Source organism: Dokdonella sp. GW821-FHT11D02, from assembly GCF_058808595.1.
On record NZ_CM179520.1, the window covers coordinates 813,100 to 833,586 of the forward strand.

The window sequence follows — 20,487 nt, forward strand, 5'->3', positions numbered from 1 at the left end:
CGGCCTCCCATCCACTCCCCGTGCTCGGCCGTTCGCGCTGAGGGGGAAGCTGTTGCTTAAAAAAGGGATGCACAAACGGCACCCATCGGTGCTTTCGATAAAAAACTGACGCTGTACGAAGGAGGGGTATTTATGAGTTGCTTGAAATACCAGTTGCTTCGATGCTGCTGGTCGGCAGTTACGCGATCTCCATTGCGTGGATCGATGATCGCATTCGGATTCGCGGTCGTGTCCGTTCTCGCCGGATCGCTGTTCCTGCGCGACGAAGCGTTCGCACACGGTGTCGAAGCGGATTCCCGCGCAGTTGCCGTTTCCGCCGCAGCGAACTCGCCGGCGAATACGGAACTCGGGCTGACGGTCGGGCTGACGCTGAACGGCGACGGCTCGACCTGCGGTTCGGCGACTTCACTGGTCGCTCAACTCGGCGACACCATCGATTTTTGCTACACCGTGACGAACCACTCGGCGACCACGCTCGCCTACAGCACGCTCGAAGACAGCGTCGACGGCGTCGTTTTCGAGAGCCAGCCGACACCGATCCCGATCGGCGGTACTTACGTCTACCATCGTCGAATCGTCGCCACTCAGAGCCAGACGTATACGGCGACTTGGCGCGCGCAGGATCGGCTGGAGGGTTATCAGTTCGACGATCAGGCAACGACACCGTTCGTCGATATTCGCGGCACGGGCGAGCCTGTCCCCATGGAACTCGAGCGCAACTTCGCATCGATCGAGTTGCCGTTCCCGTTCACGTTCTATGAGGTGACGGCGCAGCGGCTCTGCATATCGAGCCATGGCGCTCTTTTCCTTGACGCGGAGGAGTGCCAAATTCTGAGCGCTTATAGCCTGCCGTTCGACTTCCTCGCCTTTAGTGGAATCGCCGGCCCCGCCATTCTGCCGCAGTGGATGTCTCTGCAAGCCGGCGAGCGTGGCGTTTACTGGGAGGTTCGCGGCGAGGTGGGCCAGCGCGAACTCATCGTCCAATGGAATCTGCCATTTCTCGGAATCACGCCCGAGCCCACGCCGCTGGCCTCGAACTTCGAGGCGATTCTGCGCGAGAACGGCACCGTGTCGTTCGTCTACGACAGCTTGAGCTACGGTGCGGACGCGGCCTTGGACAACGCGGCCATTGCCACGATCGGCGTGCAGAGCGCGGCGGGCGCGAATCAGATCGCCAATCAGTACTCCTACCGGACGCCCTTGCCGCGACTGCCACCGATGGCGATCGACCTGACGCTGGTGACGACACCCATCCAATTGACGGCACAGGCCTCGGTTTCGGCGGCCATCGTTACGGCCAGGATGAACGTGACCCCCAAGACGATCGCCCGGTCGGTGCCTTCCGGCAGCAGCACGGCGGTCGCGGCCGATGTGACGATCGCCAATCAAGGTGACGGCGACCTGCATTGGTTCGTCGGTGAGGCGCCCAACGCGCGCGCTCATTTCCCACGTTCCGCACGCGACGATCTGACGCCGATCCGCGCGGACCAGGCGGGGCGATCGAGCAAGGCCGCCGATCGAGAAGCGCCGCCGACTCTGCGGACGATCGCCGCTTCGGCGACCGCGTTGCCGCCCTTGCGTGCGTATGCGTTTCGCGGATTTCCGCAGCGTACTGACTACGTCTGGTTGAATCTCAACGAGCCGGCGACGGTGCATGCGATCGCCGACTTCGCGGCGGTGGACGAACATGCTCGCGGCGGGGCGTTCGCGGACCACGACATCGGCAAAGAGTACTTCTTGGTCGGCGATGAGCTGAAAATCATCTCGACCGCGACCGGCGAAACGTTCTCGCTAGGTACTATCTCGGGCAATGACGGTGCGACCTTCCAGGATCTCACGCAGGATCCTACCGACGGTACGCTCTACGCATCGGCTTATGCAGGCCAGCCGAATTTCTACCAACTCTACAAGCTCGATCCGAATACGCTCGTATCGACCTTGGTGGGCCCATTTCAACCGCCGCCGGACGCTGCATTTTCCAGGGTCATTCCTGCGATCGCGTTCAGTCCGGAAGGGCTGATGTACGGCATCGATTCGAACAACTTGACGGTGCCGCGTTTGGTCGCGATCGACAAGACCACGGCCGAATACACCGGCATCGGACCATTGGGTACCGGGTTCACTCACGAATATTCCATGGATTTCGACCCCAGAACGGGGGTACTCCATATGCTGCGTGGTGAGAGATTGATTCCGTTGTTCTTCAGCGAGACGGACATCGGAACCATCGATCGGACCTCGGGTGCTTATACGATTGCGGGGCAAGCTTCCGGCATAGTCCTCGCCGCACTCGCGATCGACAGCACGGGTTGCGCGCAGCCGGGCGAAGTACCGTGGCTTTCGATGACGCCGGCCAGCGGCAGCGTGGCGGTTGGCGATGCTCCGGCCACGATGGGCTTGACCTTCGATCCCGCCGGTCTCGCCGATGGCTTGTACCGGGCCAGCGTCTGCCTCAACAGCAACGACCCGCGGCAGCGGACCGTCGCGATCGACATTGAATTCACCGTGGGCAATATAGCGGTGGAGGCCTCGGTGTCGCCGCCGATGCTCAGCGTCGACGTACCCGCCAATCAATCGACGACGCGGTCCCTCACCATCGGCAATGGAGGCGGGGTCGGCAGCCTGCTCGACTACGAAGTCATGGAAGCTTCGGGTTCTTGCGGCTCACCGTCGTCCGTCAGCTGGCTGGCTGCTGCTCCGATGTCGAGAAACGACATCGCGCCCGAAGCGCCTGTGACGGCGGAGGTGACATTCAACAGTGCCGGCCTCGCCGTGGGGGCCTACACGGCGAGATTGTGTGTCTCGACGAACGATCCCACGAATTCGACGATCGAGATTCCCGTCGTGATGAACGTCGTACGTGGAGATCGAATCTTCCAAAGCGGCTTCGACTCGATCGCATCGCTGTCGCAGACGGGCGACGCGACGCCGATGCAGGACAACTCGATTTTCTGTGGCCCGGTAGGTGTGCCGGTATCGAACGAAGCGCACTACTGGCGGCGCTATGTCCTGGGCGAATACGGTTTGCCGGCTTCGATCGAGATAGAGAGCGTCGACGTGTCCATTGAAAGGACGATCGGCGCGCCCGAACTGACGGTTACGCTCTACACCACGCCCAATACGGTTGCCGCGGACACCATCGAGCCTTTGCAGCTGGTTCGCATCGGCCAGGCCACGGCCGCAGCGCCAAGGGACGCATCTTTGACGAGCATGAACATACCGGTCGCCGGTACGGTTGCAGTGACGGCGGAGAGCGATCTCGTGGTCGAGGTGTCCAACGTCGACGAGACCGGCAATGGCCAACTGTTCGTGATCGGCTCGACGGCGGAGCCTGAGACGCATCCGAGCTTTCTCAGTGCACACGACTGCGGGGTGACGGTGCCCACGTCGCTGTCGGCGCTCGGCTATCCGTCCATGCATGTGATCGAGGCCGTGCACCTTCGTTGAGAAGAAACGGGCCCAGCGAAGCACGTCTACACCGTGCTTCGCTGGACTCACGCGTGCCACCCTTTGAACAGTTGGTCGCTCGCGCGCCGTCAGTCTCGGTGGGTTCAGCGAACGAACTCGATCAAGAGCCGAGTCCACAGGACCCCCAGCACCACGTTGCTCACCGCGAACACGCTCATGCGATGAATGACGTTGTTGTAGCTCAAGTGCACGAGGCTGTGCACGATGCGCAGCCCGACGTAGGACCAGGCGAGCACGAGCGCGACGGAATCCGCGTGGTGGCTGACGTAGGCGATCAGGCTGACGACATAGAACAGTACCGGCAGCTCCAGCAGGTTCATGTAGTTCCGGTTCGGAATGCTGACGCCGTGCGGAACGCGCGCCGATTCGCCGAACTTGAAGTCGTCCACCTCGACCTGCCGGCTCAGAACCGCTTTGAAGCGCTGGTAGGGCATCAGGAGCAGCACGCACAAGGTCCAGCCGACCAGTGCCATGGCGGGAAGCAGAATGCTCGTTTCTGTCACGGTCTTCTCCTCGGTGGCGCGTGCCCGGCTGCGGTGGAACGGCGACGCGGCGCGCGGCGGTGGACGCGGCCGCGTTCTGTTCGCATACTTTGCCGTATGGTAGCGGTCCTGCAAACCGAAAGCGGGACGCGCGCCGCGTTCGATGCGCAATGGTTTCCGGCTCGGAGTCCGCACTGGTGGAAAAGTGGATCCTGCTCGGGCTCGCCCCGGTCTTCCTCGGCTGCATCGCGCTCGAGGCCTGGTACTGGCGCAAGCGCGGCGTCGACAGCTACACCTGGGCCGACACCGCGTCGAACGCGGTGCTGGCGCTGATGCACCAGGCCGCCGACGCGGTCGCGTGGAGCGTCGTCATCGGTTTGTACTTCCTGGTCTATCAGTTCCGCGTGTTCGATCTGCCGGCGTCGGCGTGGACGATCGCGGCGCTGTTTCTGGCGCAGGATTTCTTCTACTACTTCTTCCATCGCGCCAGCCATCGCATCCGCTGGATGTGGGCTTCGCACGTCACTCATCACTCCTCCGAACGCTTGAACTTGTCGACCGCGTTCCGGCAGAGCCTGACCTATCCGATTTCGGGTATGTGGGTGTTCTGGCTGCCCTTGGCCTGGCTCGGTTTCGAGCCGACTCACATCGTCGCGGTGGTCGCGATCAATCTCGCCTTTCAGTTCTTCGTGCACACGCAGGCGATCGGCAAGCTCGGCTGGCTCGAATACGTGTTCAACACGCCTTCGCACCATCGCGTGCATCACGCACGCAATCCGAAGTACATCGATCGCAACTACGCTGGCGTGCTGATCGTGTGGGATCGCTTGTTCGGCAGTTTCGTCGAAGAGGATCCGGAGGTGCCGTGCGAGTACGGCATCGTCGGGCCGATCCACAGCCACAATCCGCTGACGCTGACCTTCCACGAATGGCGCGCGATGTTGCGCGATGCCTGGCGCGCGCGCGGTCCGCTCGCGCGCCTGCGCCAACTGTTCGGGCCGCCCGAGCGTGCCGCTTCGCACGTCGGGCTCGACGACTCGCGCCGTCCGCTCGAAATCGCGCAGGCCGGCGACGTCTGAGCCGATTCGCGATATCGAATCTTTCCGATCGAGATCGAGCCGATCGCAGCCATTGCGATCGCGCGCGATCTGGGCAATGTTCGGCGCCTGCCCGATGATCGAAGGCTGCGGTCTTCCTGCCGCCGTCATCGGCTCCTGCAACACTGCCTGCGCCGTCGCCCGTGACGGCGCCGCCTCCGCGAGGACGCCATGAGCGCTGCGAATGCCCGCCCCGAATGCGATGTGATCCTCAAAGGCGGCATCACCAGCGGCATCGTCTACCCGCTCGCGCTGGCGCGGCTCGCTTCGCACTACCGCTTGCGCAGTCTCGGCGGTGCTTCCGCCGGCGCGATCGCCGCGGCAGCCGCGGCCGCGGCGGAGTACGGGCGCGAGCAGGGCGGCTTCGAGCGGCTGGCGGGTTTGCCCGAGCAGCTCGGCGCGACCGTGGATGGCGAAACGCGCCTGTTCCGCCTGTTCCAGCCGCAGGCGACGACGCGGCGCTTGTATCGTCTTTTGGTCGCCGGCTTGATGTCGGATCGCCCGCATTGGGGGCTGGCGGCGTGGCGTTGGCTGTGTGCGGCGATCCTGAGCTTCCCGCTCGCCGCGGCGACGGCGGCGACCTTCAGCGTGCTCTTGCTGTGGGCGCTCGACGTGCGTTCCGGCAGCGGCATGTTCTGGGTCGCCTGCGTCGCCGGCCTGTTCGTCGCCGCGCTGGTGTTCGTGCTGGCGCTGGGCTTGTCGATCCTGCTCTATGCGTGGCGCCGCTTGCCGGCCAATGGCTACGGTCTATGTTCGGGGATGGGCGCGGAGGATGCGTTGACGCCGTGGCTGCATGCGACGCTGCAATCCTTGTCCGGACTCGACCCGGCGCGACCGCTGCGCTTCGGCGATCTCTGGCGCGGTCCGGTCGCGGCGGCGGATTACGTCGCCGACAGCGCGGCGCGCGACGCGCGCGAGCGGCGCATCGATCTGCGTCTGATGACGACTGCGCTGAGCCACGGTCGTCCTTACAGCTTTCCGCTCGGCGATCCCTCGTTCGCCTTCGATGCGGAAGAGATGCGCGCGCTGTTTCCGGCCGCGATCGTCGATGCGCTGATCGCCGACTCGCCGGGCCGCTACGAGAGCGGACCCTTGGCCGGGCGTTATCGCCTGCCGGCGATGGCCGACCTGCCGGTGATCGTGCCGCTGCGCATGAGCCTGGCGTTCCCGGTGCTGCTGTCGGCGGTGCCGCTGTGGCGGATGCGCGTCGAGCCGCCGCGGCGCCGCGGCGGCGCCTGGCGCCGGGTCGCCGAGAAGGTGTGGTTTTCCGACGGCGGCATCTGCAGCAATTTTCCGATCCACTATTTCGATGCGCTGGTGCCGTCGCGGCCGAGTTTCGGCATCAACCTCGGCGACGGCCGCTACCTGCCCGAGGACGCGCAGGACCCGGAAGACTACGTTTGGATGCCCGACCGCAACGGCAGCGGCGCGGCGACCCAGGTGGTCGAAGTCGAATCGCACGGCAAGCCGAGCCTGTTCGGCTTTCTGCGCGCGATCGTGGCGACCATGCAGAACTGGGGCGACAGCACCCAGCTGGCGATTCCGGGCTATCGCGACCGCGTCGTCACGGTGCGTCTGCGCGACGACGAGGGCGGCTTCAACCTGCGCATGTCGCAACGGCTGATCCACAGCCTCGCCGCGCGCGGCGAACGCGCGGCCGAGGTGCTGCTGCAGCACTATGCCGGCGCCGAGCCGCCTGCGGGCAGCCGCATCGGTTGGCGCAACCATCGCTGGGTGCGCTACCGCGTCGCGATGCGCCTGCTCGGCAAGGCGCTCGACGATCTGCGCGCGGTCGAGGCGGAGACGGCGGCGAGCGCGGCCGCGCTGCAGCCGATGCATGCCGATCCGCCGAGCTACGATTTCCGTTCCGAACGCCAACGCGCCGCGGCGCTGGCCGCCTATCGCGAACTGTTGGCGCTGGCCGAGCGCTACGCGCACGAGCAAGGTGAGCTCGGCTATCCGATTTTCGATCACGACGCCAAGGACGGCCCGCGTCCGCGCGCGGAGCTGAGCATCCGGCCGCCGTTGTGACGGCGTCGTTCGACGGCGCTTGCCGCCGGCACCGGCGTTCGGCGTCTCCGCCGGGACGGTAAGGCCGCGCCTCCGCGCGTGCCCGGCTCAGAAAAGAAAAAAGAAAAAAAAGACGCATTCGTTCCCGTTTCCGTGACTAGTCCTCCGATGGGAGCCGCCTCGAAGCGACCGGCGGGTCGTACAGCCGCCGCTTCGTCGCACGCCCGTGGCTACCGACCCTGAGGAAAAAAACGACATGAACGCAGTCATCAACGAGAACCCAACCAATGCGGCCGCCGACATCGACGCGCTCGACGTCTCGCCCGCCTGGAAGACCTATTTCCACGGCGTCAAGAAGTACGGCGGCCCGACGCTGCCGGGCATCAAGGCGCTGCCCAAGCAGGACCGCAAGGCGGCGTTGAAGGAAGTCAAACCGCCGATGGCCAGCACGCTCCTGGCTTTCATCTTCGGCTTCCTCTACTACCTGACCAAGGGCATGTGGAAGAAAGGCCTGGTCCTGCTCGGCATCGTCATCGTGCTGCTGCTGGTGCTGGCGACCGTGTTCACGGTAATCGGCATGCCCAAGCTGGTCGACGGCCTGCGCTTCCTCGGCGGCGCGATTTTCATGATCACCGCACCGCGCGACTTCTACGCGTTCAAGGTCCAGGGTGACCGCGGCTGGATGCCGGTGTCGCCGTTCTGATGGAAAGCGGATCGGCGGTGAACGGTCTCGGCGCGGAGCCGGAATGGAAGTCGCGCTCCAATCGCGATTTTCTGCGCGTCGTATTCGGCGTGGACTTGCTGTTGTGCTGCGTGCACGTGCTGATCGGTGCGGCGGTGGGATTCGCGCTGGTGCGCGGCAGCGGTGCCGACGAGGCGCCGTCGCCGACCGCTTTGCTGGCGGCACAACTGGCGATCAGCGCCGGAATCGCCGTGTTCGGCATCGCGGCCAACCGGCTGTTGCGCCAGCAGCGCGGCTTGGGCGTCGTGCTCGGCCGCCTCACCGTCGCGTTCGCGGCGACGGGGCTGGCGCTGTCCGCTTGGGAACACACGCTGCGCAGCGCCATTCCCGATGACGGCGAGGCTTGCGATCCGGCCGTCGCGCTGGCCGGCTTCATCCTCGGCATCAGCTTGCGCATCGGTTGGAACATTCTCTATCTGGTCGCGATTTCGCGCGTGCGGCGCGCGTTGCAGCCGTCGGCACGTCATAGCTAAGCGAGTGGCGAGCGCGCTTGCGGCACGGCAGTGGATCGCCGTGCCGGTTTTTTACTTCGAGCGCACGGCTTCGGCGGCGAGCCGCCGGATGTAGGGATCGGCCAGCGGCGACTGGCGCAGGATCTTCGCGCTGTCGGCGATCAGCGCCTGCGCGGTGGCGTCGTCGCGTTTGATCTGCCGGCGGCAGAGGCCGACGAAGAGCGCTGCCTGTGCGGTTTTCCAGCGCTGCATCGGCTGCTGCGGCAGCGGCTTGTAGCTCTCCCACGATGCTTCGATGGCCGGCAGCGACGCCGCGCAGCGGTTCTCCAAGGTGTCGATCTGGGCCAGAACATAGCGTACGAACGCGATCATCGACGCGTTGGCTGCGCGATCGAGCTGCATCAGCCCGTCGAGTGACGCTTGCGCCTGGCTGCGCGCCTCCGCCCAGTTGTCGAGATTGCGTTCGTCCTGGGCCAGATGGATGCGTGCTTCCTGCACGTCGAAGCTGCTGCTGTCGCCGTTGTCGCGCAGCGCGTCCAGCGCTTGCCGGTGAAAGGCGCGCGCGCCGGCAGCGTCGCCCTGATTGCGTCGCAGAGTGCCCAGCAGCACGAACACATCGGAATTCTGGTTCGAGTGGATGCTGGCCAAGACGGCCAGCAGGTCGCGCAGTTCGCGCTCGGCTTGCACGTAGTCGCCGTTGTCGGCACGCAAACGCGCGAGGTTCTGCCGCATCAAGAGGGCGCGCCAGCTGAGCGTGCCGTCGTGGGCGATGACGTACTTGGCGGTTTGTTCGCTCAGCGCGATCGCAGCGGGATAGTCGTGCTGGGTGTACTTGAGCGCGGCCAGCGCGATCAAGGCATGCGCGGTGACCTCGTTGTCCTCGCCGAATTGACGGCGCGCCGTCGCCAGCGCCTGTTCGAGCAGCGTGCCGGCCTCCTCATAAGCCGGCTTGCGCACCAGCACGCGCGCCAGTTCAATCACGCTGCCGAGGTAGACGGCGTGCGCTTCGCCGTACAGCCGGCGGTTGCTGTCGACCACTTCGCGCAGGATCGCTTCGGCCTCGTCGTTGTTGCCGATGTAGCCGAGCGTGGACGCGAGCTCCATGCGCACGGCGTTGATGCGCGGCTCGAACTGCGCCGGATTGCGCTGGCGGATGGCGAGGATCTCGCGGTACAGCTCGACCGCTTCCGCGCGCCGACCCTTGTCGGCGGCCCAGCTCGCCAGCTCGTGCACGGCGGCGATCAGCTCTTCCTCGCCTGGCGGACCGAGTTCGCGCGCGTCGGAAATCGCGCGCCGCAGATTCTTCTCGGCCGCGTCGAGCTCGCCGACCCTGCGCTGCATGCCGCCGAGCGCGCTCAGCGCGGCGACGGTCACGGTCGCCTCTTCCGGCGAGCTGCGCGCATTGCGCGCGACGATCTTGCCGAGCAGAGCGCGCGCCTCGTCGTAAGGCCCTTCGCTGGCGGCGATCGCGCGCGCGTACTCGAGCGCCAGCTTGCTCTCCGGCAGCGAGCCCTCGCCGAACACCTTCGCGGCCATTGCGCGGCCTTTGCCGAGCAAGGTCGCCGCTTGCGTATAGCGGCCCAAGCCGATGTAGGTGGCGCCGAGCGCGCCGAACAGCTGTCCCTGCAATTCGGGCTGGCCGAGCAAGCCGTTCTCGACCTGGCGCGCCGCTTCGTCGACCAGCTCGACCGCGGTCGGCGGCTTGCCCGGGGTTTCTTCGGGATTGGCCGCTTTGAACACGCCGATGAGGAAGTCGCGCACGGCGTTGGCGCTTTTCGCCTCGCTCAGCGCGCGCGCGGCGGCGGCTTCGGCGCGTGCGCTTTGCAGGCGCGCTTCGTGCGCCTGCCACAAGGTGCCGGCCATGCCGGCGAGCAGCGACAGCGCGAGCAGGCCGGCGCCGAGGATGGCGACGCGGTGGCGCTGCCAGCTGCGCCGCGCGCGATCCCAGGCGCTCGGTACGCGTGCGCCGATCGGACGATTGCTCTGCGCGGCGTCGAGGTCGTCGAGCAGGGCTTCGACGCTGCCGTAGCGCGCCGCCGGCGTCTTCGACAAGGCCTTCAGCGCGATCGCATCGAGATCCTCGACCAGGCGTTTGGACGTCCCGGCGAGGCTCGCCGCATCGGCGCGCGCGCTCGGCGGCGACGGCTGCGTTTCGCGGATCGTTTCGATCATCGCCGCCAGCGCCAGGCCGTGCAGTTGCAGCGGCGGTTTTCCGCACAAGAGGAAATACAGAAGCGCGCCGAGCGCGTAGAGATCGGAGCGCACGCTGGCGCTGTTGTCGGCGATCACTTCGGGTGCGGCGAATTCGGGCGTCAGCGCGACTTGGGTCGCCTGCGGCGCTTCTGCTTCGTGCGCGAGTGCGCGCGCGATGCCGAAGTCGAGCAGATGGGCCTGCTCGTCCGCGCCGACCAGGATATTGGTCGGCTTGATGTCGCGATGGATGACCAGCCGTTCGTGCGCGTAGGCGAGGGCGTCGGCGACGCGGCGGAACAGGCGCAGGCGACGGTCGAGCGTGCGCGGCTCGCGCTGCAACCAGACATCGAGCGTGACGCCTTCGATGAAGTCGGTGACGAGGAAGGGATGGCCGTCGGCGGTGGTGCCGGCATCGAGCAGGCGCACGATGCCGGGGTGTTGCAGCGAAGCCAGCACGCGGCGTTCCGATTCGATGCTGCGTGCCAGCTGCGGGCGATCGTCGCGCAGGAACTTGATCGCGACGCGTTTTTCGAACAGGCCGTCGGCGCGTTCGCCGAGCCAGACCTCGCCCATGCCGCCGCGGCCGATCAGGTGCGACACGCGCCAGCTGCCGATCGCCTCGCCGCCGCGCACGATCGCGGCGGGCGCGCGCGCCGGCGCGAGATAGCCTTCCGAGCGTTCGATGCCGGCGAGCCAGCCGCGCAGCGCGGCCGCGTCGTCGGCCGAGCGGCGCGCGACCTCGTCGATGAAGGCGGCGCGTTCGGTCTCGGGCAGTTCGAGCAGCGCGTCGAGCAATTCCTCCAGGCGCTGCCAGTCTTCTTGCGCAGGCTCCATCCGTGTCAGCCGCTCGAATCGGGATGCAGCTTGTCGTACAGCCAGCCGCGCGCCTTGATCCAGTCGCGCCGCACGGTGCTGCGGTCGAGTTCGAGCACCTCGGCGGTTTCGTCCTCGTTCAAGCCGGCGAAGTAGCGCAGCTGGACCACTTGCGCCAGCCGTGGGCGCACGCGATCGAGCCGATCGAGTGCGTCGTTGAGTTCGAGGATGCGGGTGGCTTCGAGCAGGTCGCCGTCGGGCGGTTCGCTCGGGTCCAGCGTTTCCGCGTGCACGCCGCCGCCGCGCTTCTGCGCGACGCGGTCGCGCGCGTGGTTGATCAGGATGTTGCGCATCGCGCGCGCCGCGATGGCGAGGAAGTGCCGGCGTTCGATCCGCTCGAACAGATCGGGGGAATGGGCGAACTTGAGGTAGGCCTCGTTGACCAGCGCCGTGGTCGACAGCGTTTCGCTGGCGCTGCCGCGGCGCCGCTGCCGGTGCGCGATCAGGCGCAGTTCGTCTTGCAGGCCGACCATCAGCTGCGACAGGCCGATCTGTTGCGCCTGGATCGCGCTTTCGATGCCGGCGCGGATTTCGTCCTCGAGTCGTTCGCTCATATCGGAAGCCGCGTACCGGCGCCGCCGATCGGCGCTTGGCGTTGCCAAGGGGAGTCGCTCGGCAACCCTCTCAGTGTATGCCGCCGCTCAGCCGGATTTCTGCCGACTGTGCCAGCGCCGCGCGATCTCGCTGCAGGCGGCGATGGCGAGCGTCAGCGCGATCGTCGAGAGCAGCTGTAGGCGCGCCCCGTCGGTGTACATCGCCAGCACGAAGATGGCGCCGAGCGCGAGCAGGCCGAGCAGGGTCGGGTAGGGGAATGCGCGCATGCGGAACGGCAGCGGCGTGCCAGCGCGGTCCGCACGCCGGCGCAGGATCCATTGCGATACCAGCGACAAGGTCCACACCACCAGGCAGGTCGAGCCGACCAGATTCAGCAGCGCCGGCAGCACTTTGGACGGGTAGAGCAGCTCGAGCAGGGTGGCGAAGAAACCGAACGCGACGCTGCCCAGCACCGCCAGCACCGGCACTTGGCGGCGGTCGACGCGCGCCAGCGCGCGCGGCGCCTCGCCGCGTTCGGCCAAGGAGAAGATCATGCGCGAGGCGCCGTACAGGTTCGCGTTGAGTGCGGACAGCAAGGCGACCACCGCGACCAGGGTGATCGCGTTCGCCGCGCCCGGGATGCCGACCTGCTGCAACACGGCCGCGAACGGTGACTTCAAAGCGTCGCTGGTCCACGGCACCACCGCGATGATCACGCTGAGCGAGCCCAAATAGAACACCAGGATGCGCCACACCACCGAGTGCGTGGCGCGCGCGATGCTGCGTTCGGGGTCTTCGGTTTCGGCCGCGGCGACGGCGACGATCTCGGTGCCGCCGAAGGCGAAGATCACCACCAGCAGTGCGGCACCGATGCCGGCCCAGCCTTTCGGGGCGAAGCCGTCGTGCGCGTAGAAGTTGCTCAACCCAGGCGAGGCGACACCCGGCAATAGGCCGAACAGGAGCAGGACGCCGACCGCGATGAAGGCGAGGATCGCGGCGATCTTGAGGATCGCGAACCAGAACTCGAACTCGCCGAAGTTGCGGATGCCGAGCAGGTTGATCGCGGTGAAGACGAGCATGAACAAGAGCGACATCCAGGCCACCGGCAGCGCCGGCCACAAGGTCGCCAATAATCCGGCAGCGCCGACCGATTCGGCCGCGATCACCACCACCAGCTGCGCCCACCAGAGCCAGCCGATCGTCGCTCCGGCGGTCGCGCCCATCGCGTCGGCGGCGTACACCGAGAACGCGCCGCTGGCCGGGCGCGCGGCGGCCATTTCGCCGAGCGCGTGCATCACGATGATGACCAGCATGCCGGCGACGAGGTAGGACACCAGCACCGCCGGGCCAGCGGTCTGCACGCCGATGCCGGAACCGAGGAAGAGGCCGGCGCCGATCGCGCTGCCGAGCGCCATCATGGTCAGCTGGCGCGGTTTGAGCGCGTGGCGCAGTCGTTCCGGGCCGCCCGCGCCGGGGGTGGCGCTGGCGGGAGGTTCGGGCAGCCGTTCGGTCGGAGGCATCGTCGGAAATCGCGCAGGGCCAGGGCGGCGAACAGTAGCGTTCGCCCGCCCCGGCGCCTAGGCCCGCCCGTCCGATGCCGGCGGGCGAGGTGGGCTCAATGCGTGTGCAAGGTCCCCGATTTCGGGCAATGGCACATCGCGGTCGGGCCGAACTCGACGCCGAAGCTGCGGCCGTCGCGATGGCGCTGCCAGTAGAACTCCGGCGCCGCGCGGCCCTTGCCGCCGACTTCGGCCATGTCGGCGTCGACGTCGAACACGCGGCCGTTGACCGCGACGTAGCGCGTATCGGCGGTGGCGCGGATGTTTTCCAGCGGATTGGTGTTGAGCACGACGAAGTCGGCGCGCTTGCCCGCTTCGAGCGAGCCGATCTGCTTGGACAGTCCGAGCAGGTCGGCGCCGTCGTAGGTCGCCGCGCGCAGCGCTTCCCAGTTGGAGAAGCCGCTCTGCGCCAGCATCCAGATCTCCCAGTTCTCCGACAGCCCCTGCAACTGGCCATGGCCGCCGGTTTGGATCTTGACGCCGGCGTCGCGCAGCTTCTTCGCCGCCGCGCCGACGGTCTGGTAGTAGTAGTCCCAGTCCGGGGCAGTCTCGCGGCGGATCGCGCGCGCTTCGAGCGTCTCGCGCGGGAAGAAGCGGTTGAGCTTCTTGTCTTCCCACACGTTGTCGCGTGCGTACCAGTAATACTCGCCCGACAAGCCGCCGTAGTTGACCACCAGGGTCGGCGTGTTGCGCACGTCGGTCTGCTTCCACAGGCCGATCACATCGTTGTACAGCGGCGCGACCGGCAGGTTGTGCTCGATGTTGGTGACGCCGTCGAGAATCATCGGCAGGTTGTGGTTGAGGGTTGAGCCGCCTTCCTCCACCACCAGCATGCCGAGCTCGCGCGCGGCCTGGTTGATCTGCTGATGCTGCTCGCGACGCGGCTGGTTGTAGCTCTTCACGCTGAAGGCGCCGTTCGCCTGCATGCGGCGCAGATGCGCGCGCGCGTCGTCGAGCGAATTGACCACCGCTTTGAAGTCGCCGTCGGCGCCGTACAGGATGGTGCCGGTGGAGAACACGCGCGGGCCGACCAGATCGCCGGCTTTGACCAGTTCGGCCTGCGAGAACACCGTTTCGGTGGTCGCGGACGGGTCGTGCATGGTGGTGATGCCGAACGACAGATTGGCGTAGTAGGCCCAGTTCGCCTGCGGCACCACGCCGGTGAAGAAGTGGTTCGCGTGCGCGTGCGCATCGACGTAGCCGGGCGCGATCGTCTTGCCTTGCACGTCGATCACTTTCGCATTCGGCGGGATCGCGACATTCGCGCCGACCGCCTTGATGGTGTCGCCTTCGACCAGCAAGGTGCCATTGTCGATGACTTCCTGCTCGCCGGCCTGCGCGTTGCGCATGGTGACGATGCGCGCATGGGTGAACGCGAAGGTGTCGGCCGGACGATCCATCGGCACCGACAGGCCGACGTCGACGCCCTTGTCGCTGCCCGGCTTGGGCAATTCTTTCGGCGCGCCGGGCACGAACGCGAACGCGTCCTTCAGTTCGCGCGTGTGGTAGTCGCGGCCGACCATCCAGTGCAGCGCGCGCGAATCCTCCGCCCAGTGCAAATAGGAGCCGACGTCCTTGCTCACCGGCGTGACCGGAATCGCCTTGGTGTCCTTGGACAGCTCGATCGCGCCGCCGGTCTGCGGCAGCGGCGCGACGTAGGCGTTGAAGAGTTCGGTGAACGCGACCCATTGACCGTCCGGGCTGACGGCGACGAAGTCGACGTACTTGAGGTCGAATAGCTCGCGCGGTTCCTCGCCGTTGAGTCCGACGCTCATCAGCTTTTTCTTGAGGCCGTCGCCGACCAGATAGAACACGCGCTTGCCGTCGGCGGAGAACTGCGGATTGGCGCCGGTCTTGGCGATGCGCTTGGGCTCGCCGCCGGCGGCGGGCAGCAGGTAGATGCCGGTCTCGCCGGAATTGAGGCTGCCGGTGATCGAAGCGCCGGCGGTCTTGGCGTAGACGATGCGCGCGCCGTCGCGCGAGTAGCGCGGACCGTAGTAGAAGCCGGGCTTGGCCGTCAGCGTGCGCGTCTGGCCGTTCGCCAGATCGCGCTCGACGATCGCGGCCTGCTTGGCATCGGACCAGGTCGTGTAGAGCAGCTTCTTGCCGTCTGGGCTGAAGGCGGGCTGGTATTCGAACGAAGAGACGTCGTTGGTCAGACGCTGCGGCGCGCCGCCCGGCAGCGCCTTGGTCCAGAGGTGGCCGACCGCGTGGAACAGCAGGGTGCGGCCATCCGGACTGGTGGCGACGTCGCGGATCATCTTCGGCTGGAAGCTGCCCTGGTCGAGCTTCTGCTCGAAGCGCAGCGGCTGCGCCACGGTCTGCTCGACCGCGGCGGTGAACGGGATCTGCGTCGGCGTGCCGTTGGCGGCGTCGACGCGCCAGAGCTTGCCCTTGGCCCAGATCACGAGGTTCTTCGAATCGGGCGTCCAGGCGAAATTCGCGTACGGCCCGAAGATCGCCCAGGCTTCCTGCAGGTCGTGCGAGAGACCGTCCCACAGCGGACGCACCTGGCCCGAATCGAGATCGACCAGATGCAGCACGCTCTTCTCGCGCACGCGCTTGACGAAGGCGAGCGTCTTGCCGTCGGGCGAGGGCTGCGGACGCACCGCGCCGCCCGGCGTGGCGACGATCGTCTCGGTCTCGCCGGTCTGGCGGTCGAGGCGCTTGATCGCGTAGATCACGTCGTAGGGATTCTTGTTGTACTGGAACAGCGGTCCGGGCGTGACGTCTTCGGAGTAGTAGACGTAGCGGCCGTCCGGACTGACCGCCGGCTCGCCCAGGTCTTGCTGATCGTTCTTCTGCTTGGTCAGTTGCAGGCCGGCGCCGCCGGCGCGGTGGTACATCCACAATTCGCCGGCGCCGAGCGAGCGCTCGCCGGTGAAGTGCTTGCGCCCGATCAGGTATTGGCCGTCCGGCGTCCACACCGGATTGTTGAGCAGGCGGAAGTCTTCCTTGGACACCTGCGTCGGCGCGCCGCCGCCGACCGGCATGCGCCAGAGGTTGTTGCCGCCGCCGCGATCGGAGGTGAAGGCGACTTCCTTGCCGTCGGGCGAGAAGCGCGGCTGCACGTCCCAGGCCGGCCCTGCGCTGAGGCGCTTGGCGCTGCCGCCTTCGATCGGCAGCAGATACAGATCGCCAAGCAGGCTGAAGACGATCTGGCGGCCGTCGGCGCTGACGTCGAGATCGAGCCAGGTGCCTTCGTCGGTGTTGAACTTGATCGTCTTGGTCGGGCCGTGCGCGGCGTTGACGTCCCACTTGGGCTTGTCGTCGCCCTTGTCGGCGGCGTAGGCGCAGGTACAGGCGAGCGCGACGCTCGCGGCAAGCGTGGCGAGGCGAGGCAGAGGCATGTGGATCTCCCGTGACGAATGCGACCGATCATAGGCAATGCGCCGGCGCCGCAGACGGGTCGAAAGTCCCGGGTCGGGTCGCGGCGGCGTCAGGACGCGCGCCGCCGTGCGTAACGTTCGCGCACCAGCTCGGCGATGGCCGCGGTCTCGGCCAGCGGCGGCGGCTGCGGCGGTGCTTGCAGCGGATCGTCGAGACGGCGCAGATGGCCGCTGCCGGCGAGTTCGGCGTGGAACGCGGCGAGCTTGCCCTCGATCGCGCGCGGGGCGAAGGTGTAGACCGGTTTGCCGGTGGCGCAGGCTTCCGAAATCATATTGACCGAATCGGGCGTGACGACGATGCGGTCGGCCCAGCCGAGATAGCCTGCGTACGGATTTTCGCCGCTCTGCGCGCCGCTCCAGAATGACCCGGGGAAGGCGGCGAACGCGTCGCGCAGTTTTTTCGCCAACTCCGCCGGCGTGCGCCGCGACACGCTGACCAGAAAACTGCCGCCTTCATCGGCGTGGCGCGCGGCGAGACGTTCCAGCAGCGCATCGAGATAGCTGGCGTCGATGCGCTGAGCGCGGTTGGAACCGCCGATCAACACCGCCGTGCGCGGCGAGGGCAATTGCGCAAGATCGGCAAAGCGCGCGCGGCCGGTACCGAGCCAGCCGGCGTCGACCGCGTTCAAGGCGCCGATGCTGTGGATCACGTTGGCGCCTTCGATGCCGTCGTGCTGCGGAACCAGGACCAGATCGAACGCGCTCGGATCGATGCGCGGATCGAGAATCTGCACGGTGTAGCAACGGCGCGCGCTCCATCCGCGCATCAGGCGCGTGACCAGGGCCGCGCGGCGGCCGCAGCCGATCGCGAGGTCGGGCCAGGGCGGCGCCAGCGCTGCGCCGGTTTGATCGCGGATCGCGGCCGCGGCGGCGAAGGTCAGGCGCGGCGCGAACGCGGACCAGGGTTGGCGCAAGCGTACGCGCAATACGCGCGGCGCCAGGCCGAGCGCGCGCGCCAGCGCCAGCGCTTGGTTTTCGTTGCCGGCGGCGCCGTCGCTGATCGCCCAACAGGTCGGAGTCGGTGCATCCATGCGGGCAGGGTAGCCGACGCTTGCGCCCGCTGGCGAACTCCGGCGCCGCGGCGCGATCGTAGTCGCTGCGGAAACGCTGTTTCCCGCTTTCGACGCTTGTTCGATCTCGTGACGCGCTCCACGCTGGAGGCTTCGTTTTCGGGGATGGCTGTCGTATCGTCGGGAAGTTGCACTCGGCGTAACGCGTTCCAACCGGAATCGATCGGCATTACGCCGGCACTTCCATTCCGACCTTCGTCCGTTTTGCCTACAGGAGTTTCATCCATGATCCGCCGTATCGCTCTCGCCGCCGCCATCGCGCTGGCTTCTGCTCCGGCTTTCGCGGCTACCACCGCCTATACGCTCGACCCGGGCCACACCCAGGTCCTCTTGCAATGGAATCACTTCGGCTTCTCCAACCCGACCGCGCAGTTCGGTCAGGTCGGCGGCAAGCTCGAATTCGACCAGGCCGATCCGACCAAGTCGTCGGTCGAAGTCGAGATCAGCACGGCCAGCATCAACAGCAACCTGGCCAAGTTCGACGAGCATTTGAAGAGCGCCGATTTCTTCGACGCGGCCAAGTTCCCGACGGCGACCTTCAAGAGCACCAAGGTCGAGAAAGGCGCGGCACCCGACCAGCTCAAGGTCAGCGGCGACTTGACCATCCACGGCGTGACCAAGCCGGCCACGCTTGCGGTCAAGGTCAACACCGTCGGCGAGCACCCGATGCGCAAGGCGGCGGCGGTCGGCTTCGATGCGACCACGACGATCAAGCGTTCGGATTTCGGCGTCGGCAAGTACGCGCCGAACGTCAGCGACGAGGTCAAGATCGCGATCACCGTCGAGGCGATCGAAGCGAAGGCCTACGCCGAGAGCCAGAAGAAGAAATAAGGATCGGCTGCGCCGGTCGCGACCGGCGCGCTTGCCGACGACGTCCGCTGCGGCGGACGGTATTTCGAAAGGACGAGCCGCGTGCGGGCAGTTTGCCGCCGCGGCTCAGCCTTTTTTGACGCCCTGGTTCTTCAGCGCTTCGAGCGCCGCCAGATTGACGCCGGTGACCGCGGCCTTGAGCTGGTCGATGCTGTCGGCATGGCCGGACGCCTTCACCGAGAAACGCTCGCCGACCACCACCGCGTATTCGCCGTGCTTGTCTTGGCCGTTCCATTGTTCGTGCACGAGGCGGCCGTCCTGTTTGTAGGTTTTCTCGTAGCCGTGGTCGTTTTCCTGCTGGCTGTCGAGCGCGGCCCAGCCGGCCAGCGCCATCAGGCTCTTGGCCGAACCCATGTCGACCACTTCCAGTTGCAGGCGGCGCTCGGCGCCGTCGGAATAGGTCGCGCGCGCCTCCGACACCTGCATGCCGAGCGCACCGTTGCGTTCGGCCGAGAATTCGCTGCGCGTGAGACCGGCCAAGGTTTCCGGCACGAACGGCTTGAGCACGTCCGGCGCCAGCGCCTCGACCTGGTCGCCGCCGCCGGCCGCGGTCAGCACCGCGCCGAGCGCCTTGCCCTGCGCTTCGGCATCGCCCGATTTCTGTGCCGCTTCCAGCTGCTTGCCGGCCGCCTCGACCTTCTTGCTCCAGGCGTCGAGCTTGCCGAGCGAGCTGTCTTTGTCGATCGAGCTGTGGCCGTCGCCGACCTGCGAGGTCGACAAGCCCGACATCGCGCGCATGCCGACCACGCTGCCGATGACCAAGCCGAGCACCAGGCTCAGCACGATCACGACGATGATCGTCACCGCGGTGTAGCCGCCGGCCTTCTCGGGCGGGCACTTCATCGTATGCGGCAGGCCGAGATAGAGCAGGTAGATCGCGTAGATGCCGCCGGCCAGCGCGATCAGCCAGCCGAGCACCGGCACGAAGGCGAAGACCGAGGCGATCCAGCTCGCAGTGTAGGCGTAGCCGATGGTCTTGAGTGCCTGCACTTGGTTCTTCTGCGCGCCGAAGGTCGGCGCCAGGGCGTCGATGATCAGCGCCACCAGGTAGGTCATGATCAGCGCCATCACGTACTGCAGGATCGCAGCAGTCAGGCTGTGGATCGCCAGCAGAACGCCGATCGCCGGCAGCACGGCCAGGATCGCGATGTAGTTCTTGTACAGGTCGGCGACCGTAGTCGATTCGCCCGCGATGACCGGCCATTCGGTCTTCGGCGTCGTCAGGATGGCTCTGACGCGCGCGATCAGCTTGTTGAAATCCATGATGCCCCCTCGTCGATGAGTTGCCGCGGAGCGCATTCTAGCGCCAGAAGATGGACGATCCGGTTCAAGCGCTGCGCAACCGAGACACGGCCTGCGACGGCTGGCACGCGTCGTGCTGGTAGACTCGCGCCCCCGCGCGGTTTGACGACGCCGGCGCCGCAGCGGGAAGGAGCTATCCTGAGCGTTCGGTTCGCCGCCTCGTGGCGAACTGCACCGGCCGCTTCGCAACTTCGTCGCCGAGCGGGTGGACCACCTTCGATGGAGCATCTCATGTCGCGCCCCAATCCCGCGGCGGAAAAGAGCATCCCCGCCAACGCGGAGAACCGCTACCGCGTCACCCGTGCCGATCTGCCGCTGTCCTGCCCGATGCCGGGCATGTCGCTGTGGAATTCGCATCCCAAGGTTTATCTGCCGATCGCCGAGCAGGGCGGTCACGCCAAGTGCCCCTACTGCGGCGCGGAATACGATTTGGCGGATTGACACAC

At 66.7% G+C, this 20,487-nt stretch carries 14 protein-coding genes; 7 read left to right on the forward strand and 7 right to left on the reverse strand.

Annotated features, from left to right (window positions below):
* Positions 1-228: 228 nt before the first annotated feature.
* Positions 229-3,447: a hypothetical protein gene (locus AC3QL3_RS03260; protein WP_492896863.1), complete on the forward strand. Its 3,219-nt coding sequence runs from the start codon at positions 229-231 to the stop codon at positions 3,445-3,447.
* Positions 3,448-3,551: 104 nt separating this feature from the next.
* Here AC3QL3_RS03260 and AC3QL3_RS03265 read toward each other — a convergent pair whose 3' ends face one another.
* Entirely contained in the window at positions 3,552-3,971 is a 420-nt protein-coding gene (locus AC3QL3_RS03265; protein WP_492896864.1) for an MAPEG family protein, read from the reverse strand.
* 176 nt (positions 3,972-4,147) lie between these two features.
* Here AC3QL3_RS03265 and AC3QL3_RS03270 point away from each other — a divergent pair, with 176 nt between their 5' ends.
* From AC3QL3_RS03270 to AC3QL3_RS03285, 4 genes are all read left to right on the forward strand, one after another.
* Positions 4,148-5,029 carry a sterol desaturase family protein gene (locus AC3QL3_RS03270; RefSeq protein WP_492896865.1) on the forward strand — a complete coding sequence of 294 codons (882 nt, stop codon included), beginning with the start codon at positions 4,148-4,150 and terminating at the stop codon, positions 5,027-5,029.
* A gap of 189 nt (positions 5,030-5,218) precedes the next feature.
* Positions 5,219-7,078: a hypothetical protein gene (locus AC3QL3_RS03275; protein ID WP_492896866.1), complete on the forward strand. Its 1,860-nt coding sequence runs from the start codon at positions 5,219-5,221 to the stop codon at positions 7,076-7,078.
* 235 nt (positions 7,079-7,313) lie between these two features.
* Positions 7,314-7,760, forward strand: a complete 447-nt coding sequence (locus AC3QL3_RS03280) for a DUF2628 domain-containing protein (RefSeq protein WP_492896867.1) — start codon at positions 7,314-7,316, stop codon at positions 7,758-7,760.
* Positions 7,760-8,272, forward strand: coding sequence for a hypothetical protein (locus AC3QL3_RS03285; protein WP_492896868.1), 513 nt, complete (start codon positions 7,760-7,762; stop codon positions 8,270-8,272). The genes AC3QL3_RS03280 and AC3QL3_RS03285 overlap by 1 nt, the downstream gene beginning before the upstream one ends.
* Before the next feature lie 51 nt (positions 8,273-8,323).
* On the opposite strand, the gene AC3QL3_RS03290 is transcribed toward AC3QL3_RS03285, so the two are convergent.
* From AC3QL3_RS03290 to AC3QL3_RS03310, 5 genes are all read right to left on the reverse strand, one after another.
* Positions 8,324-11,278: a serine/threonine-protein kinase gene (locus AC3QL3_RS03290; RefSeq protein ID WP_492896869.1), complete on the reverse strand. Its 2,955-nt coding sequence runs from the start codon at positions 11,276-11,278 to the stop codon at positions 8,324-8,326.
* Between the two features lie 5 nt (positions 11,279-11,283).
* Positions 11,284-11,871 carry an ECF-type sigma factor gene (locus AC3QL3_RS03295; protein WP_492896870.1) on the reverse strand — a complete coding sequence of 196 codons (588 nt, stop codon included), beginning with the start codon at positions 11,869-11,871 and terminating at the stop codon, positions 11,284-11,286.
* A gap of 87 nt (positions 11,872-11,958) precedes the next feature.
* The gene (locus AC3QL3_RS03300) at positions 11,959-13,371 is read right to left on the reverse strand and encodes an amino acid permease (protein WP_492896871.1); all 1,413 of its coding nucleotides are present in this window, start codon (positions 13,369-13,371) and stop codon (positions 11,959-11,961) included.
* Between the two features lie 95 nt (positions 13,372-13,466).
* Positions 13,467-16,760, reverse strand: a complete 3,294-nt coding sequence (locus AC3QL3_RS03305) for an amidohydrolase family protein (RefSeq protein WP_492896872.1) — start codon at positions 16,758-16,760, stop codon at positions 13,467-13,469.
* 89 nt (positions 16,761-16,849) lie between these two features.
* Entirely contained in the window at positions 16,850-17,830 is a 981-nt protein-coding gene (locus AC3QL3_RS03310; RefSeq protein WP_492896873.1) for a mitochondrial fission ELM1 family protein, read from the reverse strand.
* Positions 17,831-18,094: 264 nt separating this feature from the next.
* On the opposite strand from AC3QL3_RS03310, the gene AC3QL3_RS03315 reads away from it, so the two are divergent.
* Complete coding sequence (locus AC3QL3_RS03315; protein WP_492896874.1) at positions 18,095-18,700, forward strand: YceI family protein; 606 nt, start codon at positions 18,095-18,097, stop codon at positions 18,698-18,700.
* Between the two features lie 105 nt (positions 18,701-18,805).
* On the opposite strand, the gene AC3QL3_RS03320 is transcribed toward AC3QL3_RS03315, so the two are convergent.
* Positions 18,806-20,002 (reverse strand): Yip1 family protein, encoded by a 1,197-nt coding sequence (locus tag AC3QL3_RS03320; RefSeq protein WP_492896875.1) that lies wholly within the window; start codon positions 20,000-20,002, stop codon positions 18,806-18,808.
* A 270-nt stretch (positions 20,003-20,272) separates the two neighbouring features.
* On the opposite strand from AC3QL3_RS03320, the gene AC3QL3_RS03325 reads away from it, so the two are divergent.
* Entirely contained in the window at positions 20,273-20,482 is a 210-nt protein-coding gene (locus AC3QL3_RS03325) for a zinc-finger domain-containing protein (protein ID WP_492896877.1), read from the forward strand.
* Positions 20,483-20,487 lie beyond the last annotated feature (5 nt).

Excerpts from the sequence above, each read along its gene's own strand:
- AC3QL3_RS03315 (WP_492896874.1), top strand. The coding sequence starts at position 18,095 with ATGATCCGCCGTATCGCTCTCGCCGCCGCCATCGCGCTGGCTTCTGCT.
- AC3QL3_RS03320 (WP_492896875.1), bottom strand. The coding sequence starts at position 20,002 with ATGGATTTCAACAAGCTGATCGCGCGCGTCAGAGCCATCCTGACGACG.
- AC3QL3_RS03325 (WP_492896877.1), top strand. The coding sequence starts at position 20,273 with ATGTCGCGCCCCAATCCCGCGGCGGAAAAGAGCATCCCCGCCAACGCG.
- AC3QL3_RS03280 (WP_492896867.1), top strand. The coding sequence starts at position 7,314 with ATGAACGCAGTCATCAACGAGAACCCAACCAATGCGGCCGCCGACATC.
- AC3QL3_RS03305 (WP_492896872.1), bottom strand. The coding sequence starts at position 16,760 with ATGCCTCTGCCTCGCCTCGCCACGCTTGCCGCGAGCGTCGCGCTCGCC.
- AC3QL3_RS03290 (WP_492896869.1), bottom strand. The coding sequence starts at position 11,278 with ATGGAGCCTGCGCAAGAAGACTGGCAGCGCCTGGAGGAATTGCTCGAC.
- AC3QL3_RS03275 (WP_492896866.1), top strand. The coding sequence starts at position 5,219 with ATGAGCGCTGCGAATGCCCGCCCCGAATGCGATGTGATCCTCAAAGGC.
- AC3QL3_RS03300 (WP_492896871.1), bottom strand. The coding sequence starts at position 13,371 with ATGCCTCCGACCGAACGGCTGCCCGAACCTCCCGCCAGCGCCACCCCC.
- AC3QL3_RS03310 (WP_492896873.1), bottom strand. The coding sequence starts at position 17,830 with ATGGATGCACCGACTCCGACCTGTTGGGCGATCAGCGACGGCGCCGCC.
- AC3QL3_RS03285 (WP_492896868.1), top strand. The coding sequence starts at position 7,760 with ATGGAAAGCGGATCGGCGGTGAACGGTCTCGGCGCGGAGCCGGAATGG.
- AC3QL3_RS03295 (WP_492896870.1), bottom strand. The coding sequence starts at position 11,871 with ATGAGCGAACGACTCGAGGACGAAATCCGCGCCGGCATCGAAAGCGCG.